This window comes from Cytobacillus sp. Bac17, from assembly GCF_024519925.1.
In the GTDB taxonomy this organism is placed as follows: Bacteria; Bacillota; Bacilli; order Bacillales; family Cytobacillaceae; genus Cytobacillus; species Cytobacillus pseudoceanisediminis.
Genome location: NZ_JALJRC010000020.1, coordinates 67,678 through 89,695 on the forward strand (window position 1 = coordinate 67,678; position 22,018 = coordinate 89,695).

The window sequence follows — 22,018 nt, forward strand, 5'->3', positions numbered from 1 at the left end:
GGGAGCTAAATTAGTCTCACTTATTAAAGGTGAGACTAATTTTATCATTCATTTACAAGAAAATTGTGGCAAGTTAGGAGACTTTCTTTTAATTCATTACTAACCCTTTCTGAATCGTAGGCACAAACGGATAGAAGTTTTGTTTTGGCAACGATTAGATCCGCTTCTTTTTCAGATACCGATAATTTTTTACAGACTTCCGGTTCTTCACGCCATTCGACATGAGCCCAGCTTCTGACAGCTAAATCCTGTTCTGAATAACCTTCAATTAAGTTCGGAAGATAATCGAAAATAGAATTAACTCTAAAGTCCCCCTTGGCATAATAGAAGTCATAATTATTGACGAACATTACTTTTTTCAGACAGTTATTATTCAATTTCTCTGTGAGACTTTTCTTAATCAATGGAGTCATCCGGTCATTTTCTATAATGATGCAGTATTCATTTCGTTCTAAGCCCGAAAGAACAAATTCAATGACATTTGAAATATAGTGGTCCGGATTCTTGAAAAAATATAATACATGTCCCTTAGTAAGGTCTTGAATTTCATGGACTTCTTTTAAATGTAAACTTTCCAAATTTGCACCCCATTGAATTTTGTCATTTTATGCCTGCAAATTTAGTTTATCATACTTTGATATTGAAAGGGTTCACCAGCGAAAGGAGAAACTCTGCTTATTAAGAGCCCTGTTGATTGATTGTAAATCAAATGCAATAGTGTTACCCTGAAACGACATAGTGTTTTTCCCTATGTAAAAAGGAGCGAATACACTATGCTTAGTAAGGAAGAAAACTTACTATTCATTAGAGAACTTGGACGTTTACAGGCTGATTTTGAGAACTGTAGCGATGATCAAGTACGCAACAGCATTCATCAGGATATTCTATTACTTCTTAAGGCACTATCCATGACTGCTATGAAATAGCAGTCTTTTTTATGGTTAATTTCGAAGTTTTTGCATGCCCGCATGGAGAAATCATGTTTTCCTTTTTGTGTTTTCTTGCATATAATTCAGAAAAGTGTTAAACTAAATAAGAATTATTTTTGTTCGGTGTAAAGGATAGTTTGAGTAAAACTTTACGTCTTGATGATCACTGAGAGCAAGGATAGTAACACAATGTGTGTTTATACGCACAAGGAGGCAACAAAAATGGAAAATGGTAAAGTAAAATGGTTTAACAGTGAAAAAGGCTTCGGATTCATCGAACGCGAAGGTGGAGAAGACGTATTCGTTCATTTCTCAGCTATCCAAGGCGAAGGTTATAAATCTTTAGAAGAAGGTCAAGAAGTGACTTTCGATGTTGAGCAAGGTCAGCGTGGAGCTCAAGCAGCTAACGTGCGTAAAGCTTAATTAAAACCAAAACTCAGGGCAGGCTCTTTATGGGCCTGTTTTTTTGTGTGTGAAAATAAGGAAGTATTAATTTTGAACGTTGATAACTGTCTAGCTCCAGCTGGTGGACAAGGCGTTACGCTTTTCTAATAAGGAACCCCGCTCACGAATGAGCAGGGCACATGTACACAGTAAATCAAATGGTAAACAAAGTGTATCATATTATTGTGAATTTTCCTAACACCTTTGATAAAGATGGACGGAAATCCTATCCCCTGATAACCTGCATCATAATTTTAGTGACAAACTGCTCCTTATTATTCTGTACAACGGTATCATAAATGTACTCTTCAAAAACATGCTCCCCTAAGGTTAAATGCAGCCGCTCCATCTCTGAGAAAAACCGCTTATATGTGTGGCTGATGGTTTTTTCGCTCCCAACATGATAGCCGATGAGAAAATCACCTTTTACAGCCCGAAAATACGGATGTCCTTCCTTTGGATTTGGCTGCTCGATATACAAGTAACTGTAATTGGAGAATTCCCCTTTCAGCACCTGTTCCCGCTTCGTTATAGTTCCAATCGGATACCCTGAATCAAGCTGTGAGATCTGCAATTCATTAATGAAATCCGAGATGACCTCCCCAAATTCTTCATCAGATATATTTTGGATGTTCCTGCTTAGATAGAGGGTTGCTTCCGGCAATGGCTGAAGCGCAATTCGATTAAAATTAAGCTTGGAGGCTTCTTCCATTAATCCGATTTTGGCCTCGATCATTTTCTCCTTCATTTCGATCTCCTGCCGTTTTTTTATAATCTCTTCTTTTTTCCGGTACATGATGGATAAAAAGCTTTCGGGCGATTTGTTTTGCATATACTGCTGAATATCGTTAAGCGACATGCCAAGATCCTTTAATAAATCAATCACAAAAAATAACTCTAATTGATGAATGGAATAATAGCGATAGCCTTTTTCATTTTTCTTTACCGGGGACAAAATCCCGATTTGATCGTAATAAAAGATTGTCTGCTTGTTAACCTTGCAAAGCTTTGCGAATTCGCCAGTCGTTAAATATTTGCCATCTTTTTTACTCATTATTTACATCACCGCCCTTGACTATATAGTTACTATATACACTAGTATAAAACGTATAAATAAATCAAGTTTGACTGTTTTGTAAGGAGCATGATATAGATGAAGACACAAAAAATCACTTTAGGTTTATTATTGACGAATTTATTCATAGCCTTTCTGGGAATTGGCCTGGTCATTCCTGTTCTGCCTACATTGATGAATGAATTGGGCATAACGGGCACAACAATCGGGTATTTAACAGCCGCATTTGCATTGGCTCAGCTTATTGTTTCCCCGTTTGCAGGGAGAGCAGCCGATAAATGGGGCAGGAAAATCATGATTGTCACCGGCCTATTTATTTTCGGTTTATCGGAGTTTTTATTCGGGATCGGCCAAGAGATCGAGGTGCTATTCGTTTCCCGGATCTTGGGCGGAATTAGTGCGGCCTTTATTATGCCGGCCGTGACAGCCTTTATCGCGGATATCACGACGACGGATACCCGTCCAAAGGCACTCGGGTATATGTCAGCGGCCATTAGTACGGGATTTATTATCGGTCCCGGCATTGGCGGATTTTTAGCGGAATTTGGAACGCGTGTGCCATTCTTCTTTGCAGGAGCAATGGGTGCACTGGCAGCTGTGCTTTCGATGATTTTATTATCTGAGCCTGAACGCATTGAAGAAGAAAATCAAGAAGGGGCTCCAGAGGGCAGAAGCGGCTTCAAACGCGTAATGGAGCCAAAATATTTCCTGGCCTTTATTCTGATTTTCATTGCCTCATTTGGGCTGGCTGCGTTTGAGTCATTCTTTAGCTTATTTGTGGATCACAAGTTTGCTTTCAAACCATCAGATATCGCCATTGTGATTACAGGCGGAGCCATTTTCGGAGCTGTATCGCAAATTCTGCTGTTTGACCGCCTGACCCGTATTTGGGGAGAAATCAAACTGATCCGCTACAGCCTGATACTATCCGGACTGCTTGTGTTTTTAATGACTGTAGTTCATTCCTACTTCGCGATTTTACTTGTAACATTCATTGTGTTTGTAGGATTCGACTTATTCCGTCCGGCTGTCACTTCCTATCTTTCCAATATCGCCGGCAATGAACAAGGCTTCGTGGGCGGCATGAACTCGATGTTTACAAGTCTGGCGAATATCAGCGGACCTATTATAGGAGGGATGCTGTTTGATATCGATATTAACTACCCATACTATTTTGCGACGGTCATAATGGCATTGGGGATTGGGCTGACCCTGCTCTGGAAAAAGCCTGCAGAGAAGGCATCCAAAGTGGTGAAAGCAGTATAGCAGCTAATTAACATACTCATTCCACAAAAATAAAAGAGTTCAGGATATAATAAAAGAATATTAATTACCTGAAAGTGAGTTGATTTATTGTGGATACTCAAATAACTGCGAAATTAAAAATAAATAAGCCAGCCAGCGAGGTGTTTGATGCCATCGTTGACCCAGTTAAAATCGGTCATTTCTGGTTCTCATCGAGTTCCGAAAGATGGGCACAAGGCAAGTCGATTACTGTGAAATATGATGAATATGGCGCAGAAGGCATTTTAAATGTATTAGATTTTGAGGAAAATAAGAAAATCGTGTTTTCATGGGGCGTAGAAACGAATGAAGAAACAGTTGTTGCCATTACACTGAATGAGACGAATCATTTGAGTACCATCATTGAGGTGAACGAATCCGGTCTTGACGAAAATGACCCTGAAGCCGTAAGCAAAATGCTGGGGCAAAAAGAAGGCTGGATCTACATGCTGACTTGCCTTAAGGGCTATTTGGAACATGGCATTAGTGATTTGAGAGCAGCTTTAATCCATTAATAAGATTTCGATTCTGTTATCGGCTGTACCAGGCGTAATGATTGGGAGGCTTGCATGCTTAAAGCAAAAAGAGTGAATTAACGTCTAATTCACTCTTAGCCTATCATTAACTTTTAGCACCATTATCCGGGTATGGCTGACCGTACCCTTCTACTTTCCCAGCACGCTCTCTTTCGTATTCTGAACCTGAACCTTGACGATTTTCAACTGAGGGTTTCGCTGCTTGCTTCTCTGACTTGCCGTTCTGATGTGACAATATCTTCACCTCCCATACACAGTTTAGATTGCTTAATAATTGTGAAACTATTCAAGTGGGATGAGGAGAAGTGTAGCTGGAGCGATATTTGATAAGAGGGACCGGAAATCTGTCCCTCTTTTTACTGTTCGGACAAGACCGGAGGGAATCCGGTTGGAGGAGTCCGAAGCGGGTTTTCCTTCGGACGGATTAGGTAGAAATCCTAGGGGAAGAGTCCGAAGTTGGCGGACCTTCGGACAAGATAGATGGAAAACCAAATGGATGAGTCTGAAGTTAGTGGACCTTCGGACACAAGAAGGACAAATCCGAGTAAAGGAGTCCGAACCCGACACATAAATTCTGGGATGTGCAAAAAAGCGTTCCTGCAAAAGCAGGAGCGCTTTTTTTTGCCTAAGGCGGCTTAGATAAAAAGGAAAAATGATACAAAAGGAGAATTATTTGGGGAGAAGGAGTGGTTTTTTTGGCGGATGTACAAATGTTCAATTCGACAATAAAATCCTCCGAAAGTCTGCCAATGACCCACAAGTTAGCTGGCTTTTCAGGTACATATATGCTATGTTGTAAATATATAGTAGACCTTTCTTTATAAACGGGGAAAGGTCTGCTTTTTATATATTCAAAAGAAGGATGGTGCATGGAAATGACAGTAGAATTGAAGTTTTGCAAGGTGTTTGATCCCAGCAGGGGGGTTATCTACTATGAACCATAGTATCCCCGCCCTCACTGAAAAAGAGTACTTTATTAAGCAGCTGACGTTTATTGATGATAACTATCAGGATCTGAATAGCCTTTATTTATCTTCCACTCCGCTCAAGGAGAGGAAAAAGGACTTCCTTAGTAATTATGTAAGTGAAGTGGAGAAATACATTACACTTTGTAATCAAGCTCCAGCAGAACCCCCTTTGCGAAAAGTATTGATTGGAACAAAGGTAACTGTGTTATTCGACGGGGAGGATGACCGGGAGGATTATCATATCTGTCTGCCCGATCAGTCTGACCCTGATAATGGCTGCATTTCATTCTTATCCCCGGTTGGCAGGCAGCTTCTGTTAAAAAATATGGGTGAACAAACATCCCTGATTATCCCAAGCGGCCAGCTGGATGTAGTTATCGAAAAAATATCATACTGGGACAAGGAGACAGGTTAACGGATATTATTTGGAGCGGAGGGACAAATTTGTCCCTTTGTCCCAGGCGGAGAGAGCTTCCGATTCAAATAATTGACTTCCTAAACTGTAACATATAACATTACAGTAATCTTTCGCTGCCTTCTTGCAGGGTAATTCTCAATTTGCGCAGTTTACTATGCGTAAACAGAAGAAATAAATAACAAACTAGGTTTGAAAGGTTATAAAAAGGAGTGTTTTTTTGTGAATCCAAGCTATAAACCGCTATTAGAATCTCTTAAGTTAAAGAATAATGTGGAGTTAAAAAACAGAGTGGTTCTGGCTCCAATGACCAATTTCTCATCCCATGCGGATGGAACCGTGTCAGATGCCGAGATTGATTATTACGTACACCGCTCCAAAGGGGTAGGAATGGTGATTACGGCTTGTACAAATGTGACAGCAAACGGAAAAGGATTCCATGGTGAATTCGGCGGCGATCACGATGGGATGATTCCAAGTCTTTCGAGGCTGGCAGCCAGCATTAAAGAGCAGGGTGCCAAAGCAATACTCCAGATCTTTCATGGCGGAAGGGAATGCCCTCCAGAGCTCGTTCCAAATGGCGAAACAGTCAGTGCCAGTGCGGTTGCTTCTGAAGGAAGCGGGAACACTCCAAGAGCACTGACGGAAAAGGAAGTGGAGGACATCATTGCCGCTTTCGGCGAAACAACCCGCCGGGCCATCCAGGCAGGCTATGATGGCGTTGAAATCCATGGAGCCAATGGCTATTTAATTCAGCAATTCTTTTCTCCGCATTCAAATCGCCGTGAGGACCGATTCGGAGGAAGCCTTGAAAAGCGCATGACGTTCCCTCTTGCTGTGGTGGACGCAGTCCAAAAAGAGGTAAAAGAACATGCGAAAGAGCCATTTATTGTGGGGTACCGTTTTTCTCCGGAAGAGCCTACTGAGCCGGGAATCACCATGGAAGATACTCTTCAATTGGTCGATGTACTGTCAGATAAAGGGCTGGACTATCTTCATGTCTCCCTGATGGACTTCTGGTCCAAACCGAGACGCGGGGCTGATGATGCTAAGCCAAGAATTCAGCATCTGTTAGAAAAAATGAATAACCGCCTGCCGCTTATCGGAGTAGGGTCCATCCATACTCCTGAGGAAGCTGTAAAAGCACTGGAAACGGGAGTGGCCATGGTCGCCCTTGGCCGGGAACTGATTATGGAGCCGGATTGGGTGCAGAAGGTGCAGGAAGGAAAAGAGTCTGAAATTGCCACCACTTTATCCAAGAAGGATCAGGAAAAGCTGGTCATCCCTGATCCGCTCTGGCAGGCAATTGTAAACACTCCGGGGTGGTTTCCGGTTGTAGATTGAGGATGTCTTCAGGATTGAGCGCTTATATTAAGAAAATATTTGAAAAGGGACTGCTGAAGTCCCTTTTCTTTATTTATCAGTGGTGGCCATAAATTGTTGGAGAGCAGCAGTCATTAGTGCTTCGAGCTCAAGCAGGAATAAACGCCTTCTTTATTGAAGTTAACAGGGCAGGTTAGCTGCAAACGAAATCTATAAACATATACCAGATATCCATATGAAAAGGGGAGGGCAAATGAACCTGATTGATTTTATGGCAGCCGGTTTCCCAGCAGCCATAGTCATACTAGTGATTATAGGGTTTTATAAAGTGTTTGTAAAAAAGAAAAGTGTTCAGCCTTTCTATACCCCATTTAATGAAATTACAGGTCAATCTGAAGTGGAGTTTCACGAAGAACAAGAAATCCTGGCTGAAGATGAAATTCAGGGAAATAAAAAGAAGCAGGAGAGAAGAAAAAGGATAGATAGCAGGTAACCTCTCCTGACAAACTCTATCCTTTTTGTTCTAAATTAATGATGATGACCCTGCCCCGCTTCCTGCTTGCCTGTTCCTTTTTGCAGGAATTCCACGTCGCTTTTCGACAGCTCTCCCACAATAAACTGCTTTTGCGGCATGATCAGGCTGCCGCCTTGCTGGGCGTGCACTTTTACAAAGTAAAGGCCATCCTTGTCAAAATCCTTGCTGATGCTGTAGACGCCCCCGCCCTCATTGTCTGCTTCCTCCATCCCATAGTGGACAGTGCCGTCCTGCTTCCAAATTTCGAAATGAACAAAATCAGTATGATCAGCCGGTTTGCCGTCCTGTGTGAGAGTGGCTTTAACTGTTTCCTGTTCTCCGGCTGTAAAAGTGTCCGGTGTTTGTATTTCCAGTTTCAGCGGAGTTTCCTGTTTGTAAAGCTCTGCTGCATTCTCATTAAGTGAACATGCACTCAGAAAAGACAGCAGCAGGATCATAAAGACATATTTTTTCACGGCATTAGACTCCCCTATCATAAACTTACGCATTCAAAAACCTCTTCAACGCTGGTATTCTCCGGATTAAGAAAAAGTCAATTATCAAAACAGCGATGATCGTTAAGCCGACTAATGGGAAGAGGACTCCCATGGCAATTAACAGAAGGAAGAATCCCTTTGTGTTGTTAAACCCAGCTGTTTTTGGTGCGCCCATGTCTTTTTTCGGCTTGCGTTTGAGCCACAAATAATAGCCGCTTACCGCCACAAGGATGATGCCAAGGCAGATGAATAAACTGATTAATTGGTTAATCAAGCCAAATTGTGTCCCTTTATGAAGCGTAATTCCCCATGCGACTAGTTTCCCGATCCACCCGTAATGGTCATAGCGGTAATCTGTTAAAACCGCACCTGTATACTGATCGATATGCATCGTAATTTCATCCTGCGCTTTTGGCGGGAAGGCTGAAATTGTGTACACTCCCGATTTATCCTGTGGAATATAAATGGAATAGCTGGGATGGACGCCTTCACGTTCTGCAGCAGAAACCACATCATCAATCGAAAGCGGAATAAATCCCTGAAGGTCTGACACAGGCACGTCCAGATTTTCGGCAGCCCATGGAACATCGGCAATGTCTTTCGTCTGGATGGTTGACTGGGGTCCGCTTCCAACCCAGACACTAGGGGGATATCCTTCCCCGGTATTGGTTGCCATCGATTGAAAGTTTGTGCCCCAGAATCCGGACCAAGGCAATCCTGTCATGATTAAAAAGAGCATCCCAGCAGTGACCCAGAAGGCAGGCACTGCATGCAAATCTCTTCTGAAAGTCTTTTTCCCTTTATTCAGCCGGGGAAAAAGGACGCCGCCCATGCCAGGCCTTTTCTTCGGAAACCATAAATACAGTCCTGTTACAATGAGCACAACTGCCCAGCAGGCCGCCAGCTCCACGATCCTGTCTCCCAGCGTGCCGGCCATCAGTTCCCCGTGAAACTCTTCTATCTTATCCATAATCCGGTCTTCGCTGTTTAAGGCCCCGAGGGACTCACCTGTATAAGGATTGATAAAAACAGTAAGCGATTCATCGTTATTCACAATGCCGACTTCACTTGAACGATCGGCGCTTTCCCCGGGACGGTACACCGTCACTGCTGCATCCGGATATTGCTTCTTCACTTCTTCAATCTGCTGTGAAGCTGAAATTTTTTCATCCTGAGGGGTGACTTCATAATAATCCTGATAGAGGACACCCTCGATTTGCGGCTTAAACAAATAGATTGCTCCGGTTACCGCCAGAATAAAAAGAAATGGCGCAAAAATTATGCCCGCATAAAAGTGCCATCTCCAAACCGTTCTGTATAGAGAGGTGTTAGTCTGTGGCGGTTTCTGTATATCAGCCGTTTCTTTAACCGTTTCCATGTCATCAAAAACTCCTCTTCGTTAATCTTCTTTTCATATCTTAAAAGGGGAATGTGAGAAATGAATGAAGTTTTGAAAAAAGTTTTTTGGCAAAAAGCTGTCATAACAGCCAGAAACTCTCTTTTTTAGACAAGGGTTTCTAAATATAGTGTTGAATATTATCATGAAAGAACAGGCAAGGGAGTGTTAAGATGATCCATAAACAATTAAAATCACAAAAAAGCATAGAGATTCTGACAAAGGTAAGGGAGATTGCCATTGGTTTTCCTGAAACCGCCGAACAGGCTGATAAATTTGGACATACTTCATTTAGAGTAAAAGATAAGCCTTTTGTTATTTTGGGAGAGAACGAAGAGGGCATTCCGTCCATTGCCATGAAAACATCGAAAGAAACACAGGAATTTTTAGTGCAGGAAGGCAGCCGTTTTTTCAAGACACCCTATATTGGACAGCATGGCTGGACCTCGATTTTAGGTGATCATGAACTAGAGTGGGTTGAGGTTGAAGGCTTGATAAAAGAAGCTTATTTGCGGACGGCGCCTAAATCCATCCTGAAAAGCTTGAAAATAGGGGGGAGTCCACCCTAGTAGCATAAAACCGACACAAACCGTCATGATTCAGCTAAAGGAAAAGCGCAGTAAATCCGCCTATTAATAAAAGAATGGTACTTGATAGAATGGCGATTTTGCGTGTGCGGTCTGATTTATGAAAAAGTCTAATAAACATTTTCACACCTCACTTTTAGTTAGTTATATTTATAGTACGATTTGGGATTGAAAAAATGTCATGCGCAGAGAAAGTTTCTCTGCGCATTTTTTTATGGAAAGAGATTCCCATTCTCTCCTTCATCCAGCATAGCATTCCCAAACTCTTTATTTCCGGCTAGTTAGGAGGAGGACGAATAAAATGGTTAGGAGTTACTAGTTTGATGCCCAAGCTTACAACTATCCTGTGAATATAATGAAATGATCATCATGAAATAACAAATAGAAGTTACAGAGGAGCTACTATGGAAGAAAAGAAAATTTACTATCATAAGGAAAAGGGCTGCTTAATAGCACCTAAAACAGGGTGGAAGCGAATGAAGGCAGCCTTTTGCATCCGGCTTATGTCTGCTGCTTCTCACCTGCTTGTGCCGCCAAAAGAACATTCATGCAATGGAGACGAACAGCTTCCCGGGAAAATAGGCAGCTACTCTAAGGGGCTTCCCCATAATTCTCTTGGAGAAGTTGTATCCGAGGCGTATGAACAGTATATGGAAGCTTTAAAGTCCGGAAATCCAGAAGATTTTGAATCGATCCCAATGGGAGGGAAGGTGAAGCTTTCAAATCCCCAGGCTTCCTATGTGTATGATTTAATAGGTCCTGATTGCCATCAATTGAATCTGTCCAAGCCTCCAGCTTTCAGCAGCGCCTTGGAGGCGGGAGAAATGGCAGAGTTATACTGGCAGGCGCTTACCAGGGATATTCCTTTCCGGGCTTATGAAAGTGATCCCCTGATTGCCGAGGCTGCTGGTGACCTATCAGGATTTTCTGATTTTCGGGGACCGAAAGATAACGGAAAGGTCACTCCTGAAACCTTGTTCCGCAGTGAGTTTCCAGGTAATCTTACAGGTCCCTATCTTTCACAGTTCCTCTGGAAGGACATTCCATTTGGTTCTGCAGTCATTCCCCAGAAATACCGCACCGCTTTGGCTGGGTCTGATCATATGACTTCTTATGAAGAATGGCTGGACATCCAAAATGGTTCATTACCCCGAGAATCGATAAAAGATCCGGTGCCCCGTTATATCCGCAACGGGCGTGACTTAGGTGAGTATGTACATTATGATTTTTCATTTCAATGTCCGTTATCGGCCTGCTTAATTTTGCTTAGTTATGGGCCTGAGGCTCTCGATCGGAACAACCCTTATCTTAAGTCGGCTACCCAGGGAGGTTTCATTACCTTCGGGGCTGCTCATATATTGGACATGGTCACAAAAGCAGGGAGGATGGCACTGGAAGCTTCCTGGTTCCAAAAGTTTCTCGTCCACCGCAGGCTCCGTCCAGAAGAATTTGGCGGGCGTGTTCATAACCATATGAATGGATCGGCTAAATACCCGATCCACTCAGAGCTTCTTGAATCTGAAGCCCTTTCTAAAGTATTCAGCAAATATGGATCTTATCTTCTGCCTATGGCCTATCCGGAAGGATGCCCGACCCATCCTGCCTACCCTGCAGGTCACGCGTGCATAGCCGGTGCAGGGGTTACGATCCTTAAAGCATTTTTCAACGAATCTTTTGTGATTCCGGATCCGGTGGAAGCAAGTTTGGATGGACTCTCGCTGCTTCCTTATCCGGGCAAACCTCTGACAGCAGGAGGGGAGCTTAATAAGCTTGGTGTGAATATTTCCCTGGGCAGAGACACAGCAGGTGTCCATTGGCGCTCTGATGGCATAGAAGGGCTAAAGCTTGGTGAAGCAGTGTCCATTGGGCTCCTGAGGGATTACAGCTCATCCTTTAATGAGCATTTTAACGGTTTTACGCTAACCAAATTTGACGGAAAAAAAGTAACGATTATCTAAGCTTTATCTACACATGTGCGAGCCTCAGCGCCATGTGTTTTTTTTGTTCATAAGAATGGGGATCTGGATAAAAGTCCTGCTCCTGGCGTCTGCCATTCCGGCTCGTCATTTATTTGATGGGAGCGGAAACTCTCAGAAGCGTCTTGTAGAGCCCAATCCCTATTTATCAAGAGTGGGACATGTTTTTTTCGAAAAAAGTTCCTTTGACATTTTCCTGACACATTGGGCCTTTAAAGTATGACTTGTAAGGCAAACGAAAACTATTCAATTTCAAAATAGATAAGAAGGAAGTGTTTAATCATGACAGAGTTTAACGAAGAAAGCAGAACGGAAAATCGGGAGGGGAAAAAACCGATTTGGAAAGGGTTCCTGTCAACCGTGGCGGCTGGTGTGCTGGGTTCGGCGCTTACGCTGACAGCCGTTCCGTATTTCCAGGAGGATATGCCGCAGGCAAGCGTTCCGGATGAAACTGGACAAGCTGAAAGCTCATCCAATCTCGATGTGACGCCAGTATCTTCTTCATCCAATTCCCTGGCCGATACAATTGAGCAGGCATCGAAAGCGATTGTTGGCGTTGTGAATATGCAGCAGCAAAACAATAATCCGTTCAGCCAGTCGAGTGAAGCTTCAGAAAGCGGTACGGGGTCGGGTGTAATTTTTAAAAAGACAGATGATGCGGCATACATTGTGACCAATAACCATGTGATTGAAAATGCGAGTGAGATTCAGGTGACATTGCATGATGGTGAGAAGGCAACGGCAGAATTGATTGGAACCGATGCGCTGACAGATATTGCGGTGCTGAAAATCAAAGGGGATGTAGACGCTCAAGCCATGACGTTTGGCGATTCTTCCAAGCTGAGAGCTGGTGATCAGGTGCTGGCGATCGGCAATCCGCTTGGCCTGGATTTATCCAGAACAGTGACTCAGGGAATCGTGAGTGCGGTCGACCGCTCGATTCAAGTCAGCACGTCTGCAGGGGAATGGAACTTAAATGTCATTCAGACAGATGCAGCGATCAACCCGGGCAACAGCGGCGGCGCATTGATGAATACAGCCGGCCAGCTGGTCGGGGTCAACAGCCTGAAGATCGCGGATAGCGGGGTGGAAGGCCTTGGATTTGCCATCCCAAGCAATGAAGTGAAAACACTGATTGATCAGCTGATTGAAAATGGACAAGTGGTCCGCCCGTATCTTGGTGTTGGCCTGGCAAGCTTTGAAGAAGTGCCGCCTCAATATTTAAGAAATCTCCCGGATGGCGTGACTAGCGGGGCAATAGTGGCGAATGTTGATCCGGATTCGGCCGCTGCCAAAGCCGGACTTCAGGTAGAGGATATTCTCGTCAGCATTGGCGGAAAGCAAATCACGAATTCCGGAGATTTGCGCAAGCATTTATACAGCGGTTTTTCGATTGGCGATAAGGTGAAAATCGAATTTTACCGCGGCGGCGAATTGAAAACGGCGGAAGTCACGCTGACAAGCAACCAGAAAGCGAATTAGGAGAGGGGAACAGGATGAAGAATAAGAAAGTTATCTATTGGATTTTAGGCAGTGTAGTAACGATCGGGGCAGCGGCGGCCATCTTTTTTACAATAAAGGAGGATGATGCTGCTGCGACCGTAAACGGGGAAGAAATCAGCAGGGATGAGCTGCATGAGCGTCTCGTTGCCCAGTATGGGCAGGAGCTTCTGGATTCGCTGATCACCGAGAAAGTGATTGATCAGGAAGCGAAGAAAGAAAATGTGAAAGTGACACAGGAAGAAATTGATGAGGAAAAGGCTGTATATGCGGAGTCATACGGCGGGGAGGATGCTTTAAAGCAGACGCTCGAATCAAGCGGCCTCTCAATGGCTGATTTTGAGGAGGATATCGAATCCTACCTGGCAACCAAGAAGCTGCTGGAACCAAGGATTGAGATTTCAGAAGAAGCTATGAAAACCTATTTTGACGAAAACAAAGAAAGTTTTGCCCAGGAGGAACAGGTATCAGCGAGCCATATTTTAGTAGAGGATGAGGAAACGGCAAAGGAAGTCATCGGAAAACTGAATGATGGCGGTGATTTTGCGAAGCTTGCGGCTGAATACTCGACCGATGAAAGCAACAAAGATGCTGGCGGAGACCTCGGCTTTTTCGGAAAGGGAGATATGGTCGAGGAATTTGAAGAGGTCGCCTTCTCGCTGGAACCGGGAAAAATCAGCGATCCTGTTAAAACCGAATATGGCTATCACGTAATCAAAGTGGCAGAAAAGCAGGAAGCCAAAGAAGCAGCCTATGAAGATGTGAAAGAAGAGGTTAAAAATACATTATTTGAAACAGAGATGCAAACAGAATATACGGCTTGGCTGGAAGAAAAATTTGAAGAATATGAGATTAAGAACTATTTAGAGGGCTGAGGGGAAACTTGAGATGAATTTTTTAAAACGAGCGTTTTTAAGCGTGAAGGCCAGAAAAGGGAAAAGCATTCTGCAGATCTTCGTATTTACCGTGATTTGTGTATTAGTGCTGGCAGGATTATCGATCCAGACAGCTGCCGAAAAGTCGGGAGATCTCGCCCGCCAAAAGCTGGGGGCAGATGTCACCCTGCAGGCTGATATGGAAAAACTGAGAGAGCAGGCGATGTCCCAGCAGCAGAGCGGAGGGGAGCGGATGCGTTTCCAGTCAGTTCCTGTCCCGCTTGATGCCGCAGAGGAACTGGCTTCTTATGACCAGATTAAAGGCTATAATTTCTACTCATCCACCACTGGGCTGGCCATCGGTTTTGATCCGATTGAAAGCGACTCGGCTGCCTCTGACACATCTGAGGAAAGCAGTGAAGGGCAGGAGCCTGGGAGAGGCATGCCGGGCGGAATGATGCAGGGGGATGTGAGCCTGCAGGGGGTTGCATTTACAGACGCGGTTGCGGAGTTTATGGATGGGACCTCATCGATGGTTGAAGGAACCGGGATCACAGAGGAGCATATCGGTAAAAATGTCACGCTGATTGAACAGACATTGGCAGAAGAAAACGAGCTGGGAGTTGGCGATAAGATTACCGTCATCAACCCGCGTGATGAAACGGCTGAAATGGAGCTTGAAGTGATCGGAATCTATCAGACAGCTTTTGCCGGATCTGATCAGGCAATGGATTTTACAGCACTGAATCCTTATAACAAGCTGTATGTTCCATACACTGCTGCTGCTGCACTAAAGGGGTCTGACTATGAAAATACAATCGATAGCGCCATCTACTACATAGAGGATCCTGCCGATATGCAGGACTTTATCGATCAGGCAAAAGCAGAGAGCAGCATCGATTTCGAAACGTTCAAGCTTGATGCCGATGACCAGCTTTATCAGCAGATGGTCGGCCCGATTGAGAATGTAGCCGGATTTTCGAAAAATATTGTGTACCTGGTATCCATTGCCGGAGCAGTCATATTGGGTCTGATCGTCATGATGTCAATCCGTGAGCGGAAGTATGAAATGGGCGTCCTGCTGGCGATCGGGGAAAAAAGGTGGAAGCTTGCAGGCCAGTTTATGGCGGAAATTTTAGTAGTGGCTGTGTTATCGCTCGGCATTGCCACAGCAAGCGGCAATGTGGTGGCTGGCAAGCTTGGCGACCAGCTCCTGAATCAGGAATTGGCATCAGCAGAACAGACGAATGCACCGGAATCCTTCAGAGGAAGGGGCATGGGCGGCTTCGGTCCGGGTATGATGCAGAATCAGGAAACAGTGGAGACGGTAGATGAAATGAATGTTCAGGTGACAGGAGAAGATCTTGGCTTCCTTGCACTAATTGGCCTCTTGATTGCGGCATTGTCGGCACTATTGCCTTCGTTAACCGTATTGCGCCTTCAGCCAAAAGCCATTCTAAGCAAGCAGGATTAAAAGGAGATGGAAAAATGAGTTCATTGCTGGAATTCAAAAATATCAGCTACTGGTATAAACATGAAAATAAAAAACACGATATCTTGAATAATATTAATGTGAGTTTTGAAAAAGGGAATTTTTACAGCATAATCGGGCCGTCCGGATCCGGGAAAACGACATTCCTTGCTCTGGCCAGTGCCCTGGATGTTCCGAAGGACGGAGAAGTGCTGTACGAAGGAAAGGATATCCGGAAAATTGGGCTGACGAGATTCCGAAATAAGTTTGTCTCCATTGTCTTTCAATCTTATAATCTGCTTCCGTATATGACGGCTCTGCAGAATGTATTGACCGCAATGGAGATTACCGGATCCTCTGCGAAAAATAAAAAGGTGATTGCTGTGGAGATGCTGAAGCGGGTCGGGATTTCTGAAATCCAGGCCCGGCAAAAAGTGCTTACTTTAAGCGGCGGCCAGCAGCAGCGTGTGTCCATTGCCCGGGCTTTGTGCTGTGACGCCGAACTGATTGTCGCGGACGAGCCGACCGGCAACCTGGACGAAGACACGGCCCAGGAGATTGTCGGTCTTTTACGGGCACTGGCACATGAAGAAGAAAAATGCGTGATCGTCGTTACGCATGATCCCGACATTGCGAGAGATTCGGATGTGGTTGTGAAGCTTTCAAAAGGGAGTATTACGGTTACAGCGAATGACCCCGAGCTGGTTTCGAATTGAAAAAGGTGCCTTTTCCTGAGGGAGGAGGCACCTTTTTTAAAATTTTAAAACAGACGGTGGAATGGGAAGTGGCGCATTAATGAGCAAAATTTGATTGTAAAATGGAAGAGGGGCACACAAATCATGACAAGTGGGACATGAGTCTTTATTCATACAGCCCGCCTGTATACATTCTGGTCAGATTCACAATCACGTCATCCATCTGATACTTTTCCTCATTCATCACCAGCTCCCACATGAACATCTCATTTGAATAAAACCAGCCTCTCGCGGTAAGGGCCGGATCGAGTTGCTTTTTGGCAAGCTTTTGCGCCTGTGCGTAGCGGATATCGACTGAAATCCGCTCGATGAAGCGTTCGCGGATTCCGTACCATTTTTCCTCTATCTCAGGTGAGACGCCGATTGCCTCTTTTACGACCTTCATCATGTCCCGCTCATCCAAAGCCAGCCGCAGGAACAGCCTGACCTGCTTCTTAATATTTTCATAGGCCTCTTCTTTGGCCTGCGGCTTAAAGGGCATCTCTGCCACTTCGTAAAATTGGTTCATGAGATCTTCCATTAAGGTAATGAAAAGCTCATCTTTATTCTTAAAATAGACGTACGCCGTGCCGTAGCCTGTATTTGCTTTTTTGATCACTTGGGAGATGGTTGCTTTTTGGAAGCCATTTTCGAGAAAAACTTCTTTTCCGGCCTGGAGAAGCTTATGGCGTGTTTTCAGGGCCTGCTGCTGCCTTGCCGGCAATTGATCGATCGGATTCTTCATTTATTTCATTCCTTCGTTCAGTTTCTGGCAACTATACTGACATTATATCATTGACATAGTGTCAATCAAACCATATAATTTTCGTAAATAATTAATATTCTGAAAGGTTGGAAATCTATGGATTTTACAAGAGAGTATGCAATCGGACTGGATGCTGGGAATGAGCTGTCCTACCGGGAAGAGTTTTATATAAAAGAAGACGGAATTTATCTGGATGGCAATTCACTTGGACTGCTTTCAAAGCGTGCGGAAAAGTCACTCCTTGACCTGCTGGATTCCTGGAAGCACCATGCTATTGATGGCTGGACAGAAGGGGACAATCCCTGGTTCTATTTATCTGAAAAACTAGGAAAAGAATTGGCGCCAATCGTGGGAGCACATCCGGAGGAAGTTATTGTAAGCGGTTCCACAACCGTTAATCTGCATCAGCTTGTCTCGACTTTTTATAAGCCGCAAGGAAAAAGAACGAAGATACTGGCGGATGAATTGAATTTTCCGAGCGATATTTATGCGCTGCAAAGCCAGGTAAAGCTGAAGGGCTATGATCCTGATGAGCATCTTGTCCAGGTAAAAAGCGCGGATGGCCATACGCTGAAGGAAGAAGACATTGTCGCGGAGATGACAGATGAAATCGCGCTGATTGTCCTGCCGGGTGTTTTATACCGAAGCGGCCAGGTGCTGGATATGGAGTATCTGACTGCAGAAGCACATAAGCGCGGGATTGAGATTGGCCTTGACCTATGCCATTCGGTTGGATCTGTCCCGCATTCCCTGAGTGATTGGGATGTGGATTTCGCGTTCTGGTGCAATTATAAGCATCTGAATGGTGGACCTGGCTCGACGGGCGGATTGTTTGTGAACAAGCGCCATTTTGGCCAAGTGCCGGGACTTGCCGGCTGGTTCAGCTCCCGCAAGGATAAGCAGTTTGATATGGAACATGTGCTGACTGCTGCTGAAGATGCAGGCGCATATCAGATTGGAACTCCGAATATCTTTAGCATGGCGCCAATTATTGGATCACTCAGCATGTTTAATGAAGCTGGCATGGAAAGAATCCGCGAAAAATCACTTAAACTGACTGGCTATATGATTAAGCTGATTCAGCATGAGCTTGACGGACACGGATTTATCCTGCGCAACCCGCTTGATGAAAAGAAGCGCGGCGGCCATATTTATCTGGAGCACCCGGAAGCAGCAAGGATCTGCAAGGCGCTGAAAGCAGAGGGAGTTATCCCGGATTTCCGTGCCCCGAACGGAATCCGTCTGGCGCCGGTAGCGCTGTACAATACGTTTGAAGATGTCTGGAAAACAGTTCAGATCCTTAAAGGTATTATGGATCAAGAAAAATACAAGCAATTTGAAAATAAGCGGGGAGTCGTAGCATGATGAAAAAGGGATGGATCGATATTTCACAGCCTTTGACTAATGCCATTGCCCACTGGCCCGGAGATACGCCATTCAGCTATGAAACAGCTTTTACAAAAGAACAAACCGGCTCTGTCAATATTGGCAGGATTACGACCAGCCTGCATACCGGCACCCATGTCGATGCACCGTTCCATTTTAATGACGAAGGCGAAAAGATCTTGGACCTGGATATCGAGCTGTATATCGGGCCGGCGTGTGTGATAGATGTATCAGCCTATGAAACGGTGGATTCGGAAGTTCTGAAAGGATTTGATCTCGAAGGTGTGGAACGTGTTCTGCTTAGGACCTCGGTTCCGAATCATTCGGAAGTGTTTCCGAATCAGATCCCTGAACTGACCGTGGATATGGCTGACTACCTCGGCAGTAAAGGGGTGCGCCTGCTCGGAGTGGATGTGCCATCCGTCGATGCGCTCGACAGCAAAGAGATGGAAACACACCATGCTTTATATCGAAATGGCATTCATATTCTGGAAAATATCATGCTGGATGAGATAGAAGAAGGAAATTACGAGCTAATTGCCTTGCCGCTCCCAATAAAAGACGGAGATGGTAGCCCGGTGCGGGCGGTTATTCGGCCAATTTAAGCGGGGGAACGGCCAAAACCTCGAATTTATCGGCCAAACGCTAAATTTCTGCCTTGCTGGAAGTGCAGCAGCCAGCAGAAATAGCCTTTACCGGCCAATTTGAAGGAAATACCGGCCAAAAACGTACAATTACCGGCCAATTTCGATAAAATACCGGCCAAAATGCGGGTTTTACCGGCCAAATGAAGTCCGGCTGCAATCTGCATCAGATATATCGGTCAGTCGCTGAAATAACAGGCACGGCCCGAATCGGGAACTACAAGAACAAATCTCAAGGAGGACATAACATGAAAGAAACACACCAGGACGTAAACGCGACAACCTCTGAAAAGAGCATCCATACAGATTTCACCAACAACATGACATACGGTGAATACCTGCAGCTCGACAAAATCCTATCCGCGCAAAACAGGCTTTCCGGACATCATGATGAGATGCTGTTTATCGTCATCCACCAGGTGAGCGAGCTGTGGATGAAGCTGATTCTTCATGAAATGGGTGCAGCCATTGAATCGATTGAAAACAATGATTTATCCACAGCACAGAAGCGATTGGCGCGCGTTTCGAAGACACAATCGCAGATTATTCAGGCATGGGATGTGCTGTCCACATTGACGCCATCCGAGTATATGGAGTTCCGCGATTCACTTGGCCAGGCATCTGGCTTCCAATCCTACCAGTATCGTATGGTAGAATTTGCGTTAGGCTATAAAACCGAGCATGTTCTGAAAATCTATCAAAAAGACCCGGATCTGCATGCAAAGTTAACGGAAGCGTTCGAAAAGCCGGGCCTATACGATGTAGCCATCCGCGCGCTTCATAAAGCAGGCCTGCCAGTTGATGAAGACATTCTGAACAGAGACGTAACCAGAACATATAAAGAAAATGATTCGGTCCGCGCAGCCTGGATGACGGTGTATAAAAATCCTGAAAAGTACTGGGAGTTATACGAGCTTGCGGAAAAACTTGTGGATATCGAAGATTGGCTTCAGCAGTGGCGCTTCCGCCATATGAAAACGGTGGAAAGAATCATCGGCTTCAAGATGGGAACAGGCGGTTCATCCGGTGTCGGTTATTTGAAAAAAGTATTGGATCAGCGCTTCTTCCCTGAACTTTGGGATATCCGCACAGAGTTATAATCTAGGATTTAAAGGGGAATCGGGGCCCGAAAGTCTTCCTGAATCGGGCCTTGCATAAAAATAGAGAACAGGGGGGTACTATGAGTACAAATCGAGAGCAATGGTCTTCTAAATTCGGCTTTATCATGTCCTCGGCCGGTGCCGCGATTGGCCTGGGAGCGATCTGGAAGTTCCCGTATGTAGCCGGAACGAGCGGAGGAGGCGCCTTTTTGCTGATGTTTATCGCGTTTACGATTTTGATTGGTCTTCCGATGCTCATTTCAGAGTTTATTATCGGACGCGGGGCACAGAAAGAAGCAGTGTCTGCCTATTATAAATTGGCTCCAAACAGTCCGTGGACCATTACCGGCAAGCTTGGCGTTGTCGGCTGCTTCCTGCTGCTGAGTTTTTATTCGGTTGTTGGGGGCTGGGTGCTGATTTATACAGTCCTGTCGATTGGCGGCCAAATCATTACGCCGGGCGCAGCCTATCCGGAACTGTTTGGCATGATTACATCCACGCCAAGCTGGACTCTAATGGGGCTGGTAGCTTTTCTGCTTATTAACATTGTGGTCATCACATTCGGAATCCAAAATGGGATTGAAGCTGCAAGCAAATATATGATGCCGCTATTATTCATCTTTTTTATCGTGCTTGTGGTACGCGCACTGACACTGGATGGTGCGATGGAAGGAGTCAAGTTCTTCCTGAACCCGGACTTCAGCAAAATCACTGGGGAATCGGCTCTTTATGCATTGGGACAGTCGTTCTTTGCACTGGCAGTCGGCTTCTCATGCATGGTCACTTACAGTTCGTATCTGGATAAAAAAGTAAGCATCCCAAATTCAGCGGGCTCTGTTGTCATCATGAACATTATTATCTCTGTTTTGGCAGGATTGGCGATTTTCCCGGTTGTGTTTGCATTCGGTTTTGAACCGGCGGAAGGCCCGGGGCTTCTTTTCATGGTCCTGCCGGCCGTCTTTTCACAGATCCCATTAGGGGAAATGTTTCTGGCAATCTTTCTGCTGCTTTTCTTATTTGCCACTTTGACATCATCGTTCAGCATGCTGGAAATCATCGTCTCTGCATTCATCGAGAACGGAAAGCATTCCCGGAAAAAAATCTCCTGGATCTCCGGCATTGTCATGTTCGCCGCCGGGATTCCTGCTGCGCTGTCGTTCAGCCTGCTTGGGGACTTCACCATTTTCGGGAAAAATATATTTGATGCAACCGACTACCTTGTCAGCAACATCCTTCTTCCTCTCGGCTGCCTGCTGATTGCCCTCTTTATTTCTTTAAGAATGGACAAACAGCTAGTAAAAGAGGAATTTCTGCTCGGCAGCGATATTTCTCCAGCCATGTACACAGCGTGGAACATCCTTATGAAAGTATTGGTCCCTGCTACTATTGTTGTTGTGTTTATCAGCACATCCGGAATTTTTTAAAAAGAAGCGCCAAGTCCTGGCGCTTTTTTTCAGTAATTTTAAAAAAAAATCAAATTAAAGGTTTATGGGCAAATTAGAAAGGGTATTAAAATTTTGGGGTCTGATAAAAGGGTGCTATTATCTTCCATATTAAGTTCAAGAAGGATTTTCCATGATTAAAACGAAAGTGTATAG

At 44.8% G+C, this 22,018-nt stretch carries 23 protein-coding genes; 16 read left to right on the top strand and 7 right to left on the bottom strand.

What is annotated here, in order from left to right; all coding sequences use genetic code 11:
- Positions 1-44: 44 nt before the first annotated feature.
- On the bottom strand, positions 45-578 hold the full coding sequence (locus NR125_RS20270) for an MEDS domain-containing protein (RefSeq protein WP_251156657.1): 534 nt from the start codon (positions 576-578) through the stop codon (positions 45-47).
- Positions 579-1,151: 573 nt separating this feature from the next.
- On the opposite strand from NR125_RS20270, the gene NR125_RS20275 reads away from it, so the two are divergent.
- Entirely contained in the window at positions 1,152-1,352 is a 201-nt protein-coding gene (locus tag NR125_RS20275; RefSeq protein WP_009335135.1) for a cold-shock protein, read from the top strand.
- Positions 1,353-1,599: 247 nt separating this feature from the next.
- Here the strand turns inward: NR125_RS20275 and NR125_RS20280 are convergent, their stop codons facing one another.
- Complete coding sequence (locus tag NR125_RS20280) at positions 1,600-2,427, bottom strand: MerR family transcriptional regulator (protein ID WP_251263893.1); 828 nt, start codon at positions 2,425-2,427, stop codon at positions 1,600-1,602.
- A 99-nt stretch (positions 2,428-2,526) separates the two neighbouring features.
- On the opposite strand from NR125_RS20280, the gene norA reads away from it, so the two are divergent.
- Together norA and NR125_RS20290 are read left to right on the top strand one after the other, a co-directional pair.
- The gene (gene norA, locus NR125_RS20285) at positions 2,527-3,714 is read left to right on the top strand and encodes a multidrug efflux MFS transporter NorA (RefSeq protein ID WP_251263892.1); all 1,188 of its coding nucleotides are present in this window, start codon (positions 2,527-2,529) and stop codon (positions 3,712-3,714) included.
- A gap of 89 nt (positions 3,715-3,803) precedes the next feature.
- Positions 3,804-4,247, top strand: a complete 444-nt coding sequence (locus tag NR125_RS20290) for an SRPBCC family protein (RefSeq protein WP_019379388.1) — start codon at positions 3,804-3,806, stop codon at positions 4,245-4,247.
- 106 nt (positions 4,248-4,353) lie between these two features.
- On the opposite strand, the gene NR125_RS20295 is transcribed toward NR125_RS20290, so the two are convergent.
- Positions 4,354-4,503 (bottom strand): hypothetical protein, encoded by a 150-nt coding sequence (locus NR125_RS20295; RefSeq protein WP_157380255.1) that lies wholly within the window; start codon positions 4,501-4,503, stop codon positions 4,354-4,356.
- 698 nt (positions 4,504-5,201) lie between these two features.
- On the opposite strand from NR125_RS20295, the gene NR125_RS20300 reads away from it, so the two are divergent.
- The 3 genes from NR125_RS20300 (at position 5,202) to NR125_RS20310 (ending at position 7,467) form a co-directional block, all read left to right on the top strand.
- Complete coding sequence (locus tag NR125_RS20300; RefSeq protein WP_009335131.1) at positions 5,202-5,651, top strand: GreA/GreB family elongation factor; 450 nt, start codon at positions 5,202-5,204, stop codon at positions 5,649-5,651.
- Between the two features lie 222 nt (positions 5,652-5,873).
- Positions 5,874-6,995: an NADH-dependent flavin oxidoreductase gene (locus tag NR125_RS20305; protein WP_256816005.1), complete on the top strand. Its 1,122-nt coding sequence runs from the start codon at positions 5,874-5,876 to the stop codon at positions 6,993-6,995.
- A gap of 232 nt (positions 6,996-7,227) precedes the next feature.
- Complete coding sequence (locus NR125_RS20310) at positions 7,228-7,467, top strand: DUF3951 domain-containing protein (protein WP_256816006.1); 240 nt, start codon at positions 7,228-7,230, stop codon at positions 7,465-7,467.
- A gap of 35 nt (positions 7,468-7,502) precedes the next feature.
- On the opposite strand, the gene NR125_RS20315 is transcribed toward NR125_RS20310, so the two are convergent.
- Entirely contained in the window at positions 7,503-7,997 is a 495-nt protein-coding gene (locus NR125_RS20315) for a FixH family protein (RefSeq protein ID WP_256816008.1), read from the bottom strand.
- Entirely contained in the window at positions 7,990-9,363 is a 1,374-nt protein-coding gene (locus NR125_RS20320; RefSeq protein ID WP_256816009.1) for a PepSY-associated TM helix domain-containing protein, read from the bottom strand. Before NR125_RS20320 ends, NR125_RS20315 begins: the two co-directional genes overlap by 8 nt.
- Positions 9,364-9,554: 191 nt before the next feature.
- Between NR125_RS20320 and NR125_RS20325 the strand changes: the two genes are divergently transcribed.
- The 6 genes from NR125_RS20325 to NR125_RS20350 all read left to right on the top strand — a co-directional run bounded on the left by NR125_RS20325 (position 9,555) and on the right by NR125_RS20350 (position 16,506).
- Positions 9,555-9,950 carry an MmcQ/YjbR family DNA-binding protein gene (locus NR125_RS20325; RefSeq protein WP_256816010.1) on the top strand — a complete coding sequence of 132 codons (396 nt, stop codon included), beginning with the start codon at positions 9,555-9,557 and terminating at the stop codon, positions 9,948-9,950.
- A 422-nt stretch (positions 9,951-10,372) separates the two neighbouring features.
- Complete coding sequence (locus NR125_RS20330; RefSeq protein WP_256816011.1) at positions 10,373-11,926, top strand: vanadium-dependent haloperoxidase; 1,554 nt, start codon at positions 10,373-10,375, stop codon at positions 11,924-11,926.
- Positions 11,927-12,226: 300 nt separating this feature from the next.
- On the top strand, positions 12,227-13,426 hold the full coding sequence (locus NR125_RS20335; protein ID WP_256816013.1) for a S1C family serine protease: 1,200 nt from the start codon (positions 12,227-12,229) through the stop codon (positions 13,424-13,426).
- A gap of 14 nt (positions 13,427-13,440) precedes the next feature.
- Positions 13,441-14,319, top strand: a complete 879-nt coding sequence (locus NR125_RS20340) for a peptidylprolyl isomerase (protein ID WP_009335123.1) — start codon at positions 13,441-13,443, stop codon at positions 14,317-14,319.
- Positions 14,320-14,332: 13 nt separating this feature from the next.
- Positions 14,333-15,793: an ABC transporter permease gene (locus tag NR125_RS20345; protein WP_256816017.1), complete on the top strand. Its 1,461-nt coding sequence runs from the start codon at positions 14,333-14,335 to the stop codon at positions 15,791-15,793.
- Between the two features lie 14 nt (positions 15,794-15,807).
- Positions 15,808-16,506: an ABC transporter ATP-binding protein gene (locus NR125_RS20350; RefSeq protein WP_009335121.1), complete on the top strand. Its 699-nt coding sequence runs from the start codon at positions 15,808-15,810 to the stop codon at positions 16,504-16,506.
- A gap of 145 nt (positions 16,507-16,651) precedes the next feature.
- Here the strand turns inward: NR125_RS20350 and NR125_RS20355 are convergent, their stop codons facing one another.
- Entirely contained in the window at positions 16,652-17,269 is a 618-nt protein-coding gene (locus NR125_RS20355) for a TetR/AcrR family transcriptional regulator (protein WP_071157999.1), read from the bottom strand.
- A 117-nt stretch (positions 17,270-17,386) separates the two neighbouring features.
- On the opposite strand from NR125_RS20355, the gene kynU reads away from it, so the two are divergent.
- Together kynU and kynB are read left to right on the top strand one after the other, a co-directional pair.
- The gene (gene kynU, locus NR125_RS20360) at positions 17,387-18,655 is read left to right on the top strand and encodes a kynureninase (protein WP_256816020.1); all 1,269 of its coding nucleotides are present in this window, start codon (positions 17,387-17,389) and stop codon (positions 18,653-18,655) included.
- A complete protein-coding gene (kynB, locus tag NR125_RS20365) occupies positions 18,652-19,281 on the top strand; it encodes an arylformamidase (protein ID WP_009335118.1) in 630 nt (209 codons plus the stop codon). The genes kynU and kynB overlap by 4 nt, the downstream gene beginning before the upstream one ends.
- Positions 19,282-19,307: 26 nt before the next feature.
- Here the strand turns inward: kynB and NR125_RS20370 are convergent, their stop codons facing one another.
- The gene (locus NR125_RS20370) at positions 19,308-19,487 is read right to left on the bottom strand and encodes a hypothetical protein (protein ID WP_198286725.1); all 180 of its coding nucleotides are present in this window, start codon (positions 19,485-19,487) and stop codon (positions 19,308-19,310) included.
- Positions 19,488-19,568: 81 nt separating this feature from the next.
- Here NR125_RS20370 and kynA point away from each other — a divergent pair, with 81 nt between their 5' ends.
- Together kynA and NR125_RS20380 are read left to right on the top strand one after the other, a co-directional pair.
- Complete coding sequence (gene kynA / locus NR125_RS20375) at positions 19,569-20,420, top strand: tryptophan 2,3-dioxygenase (protein ID WP_019379372.1); 852 nt, start codon at positions 19,569-19,571, stop codon at positions 20,418-20,420.
- Positions 20,421-20,500: 80 nt separating this feature from the next.
- Positions 20,501-21,844, top strand: a complete 1,344-nt coding sequence (locus tag NR125_RS20380) for a sodium-dependent transporter (RefSeq protein ID WP_256816021.1) — start codon at positions 20,501-20,503, stop codon at positions 21,842-21,844.
- Positions 21,845-22,018 lie beyond the last annotated feature (174 nt).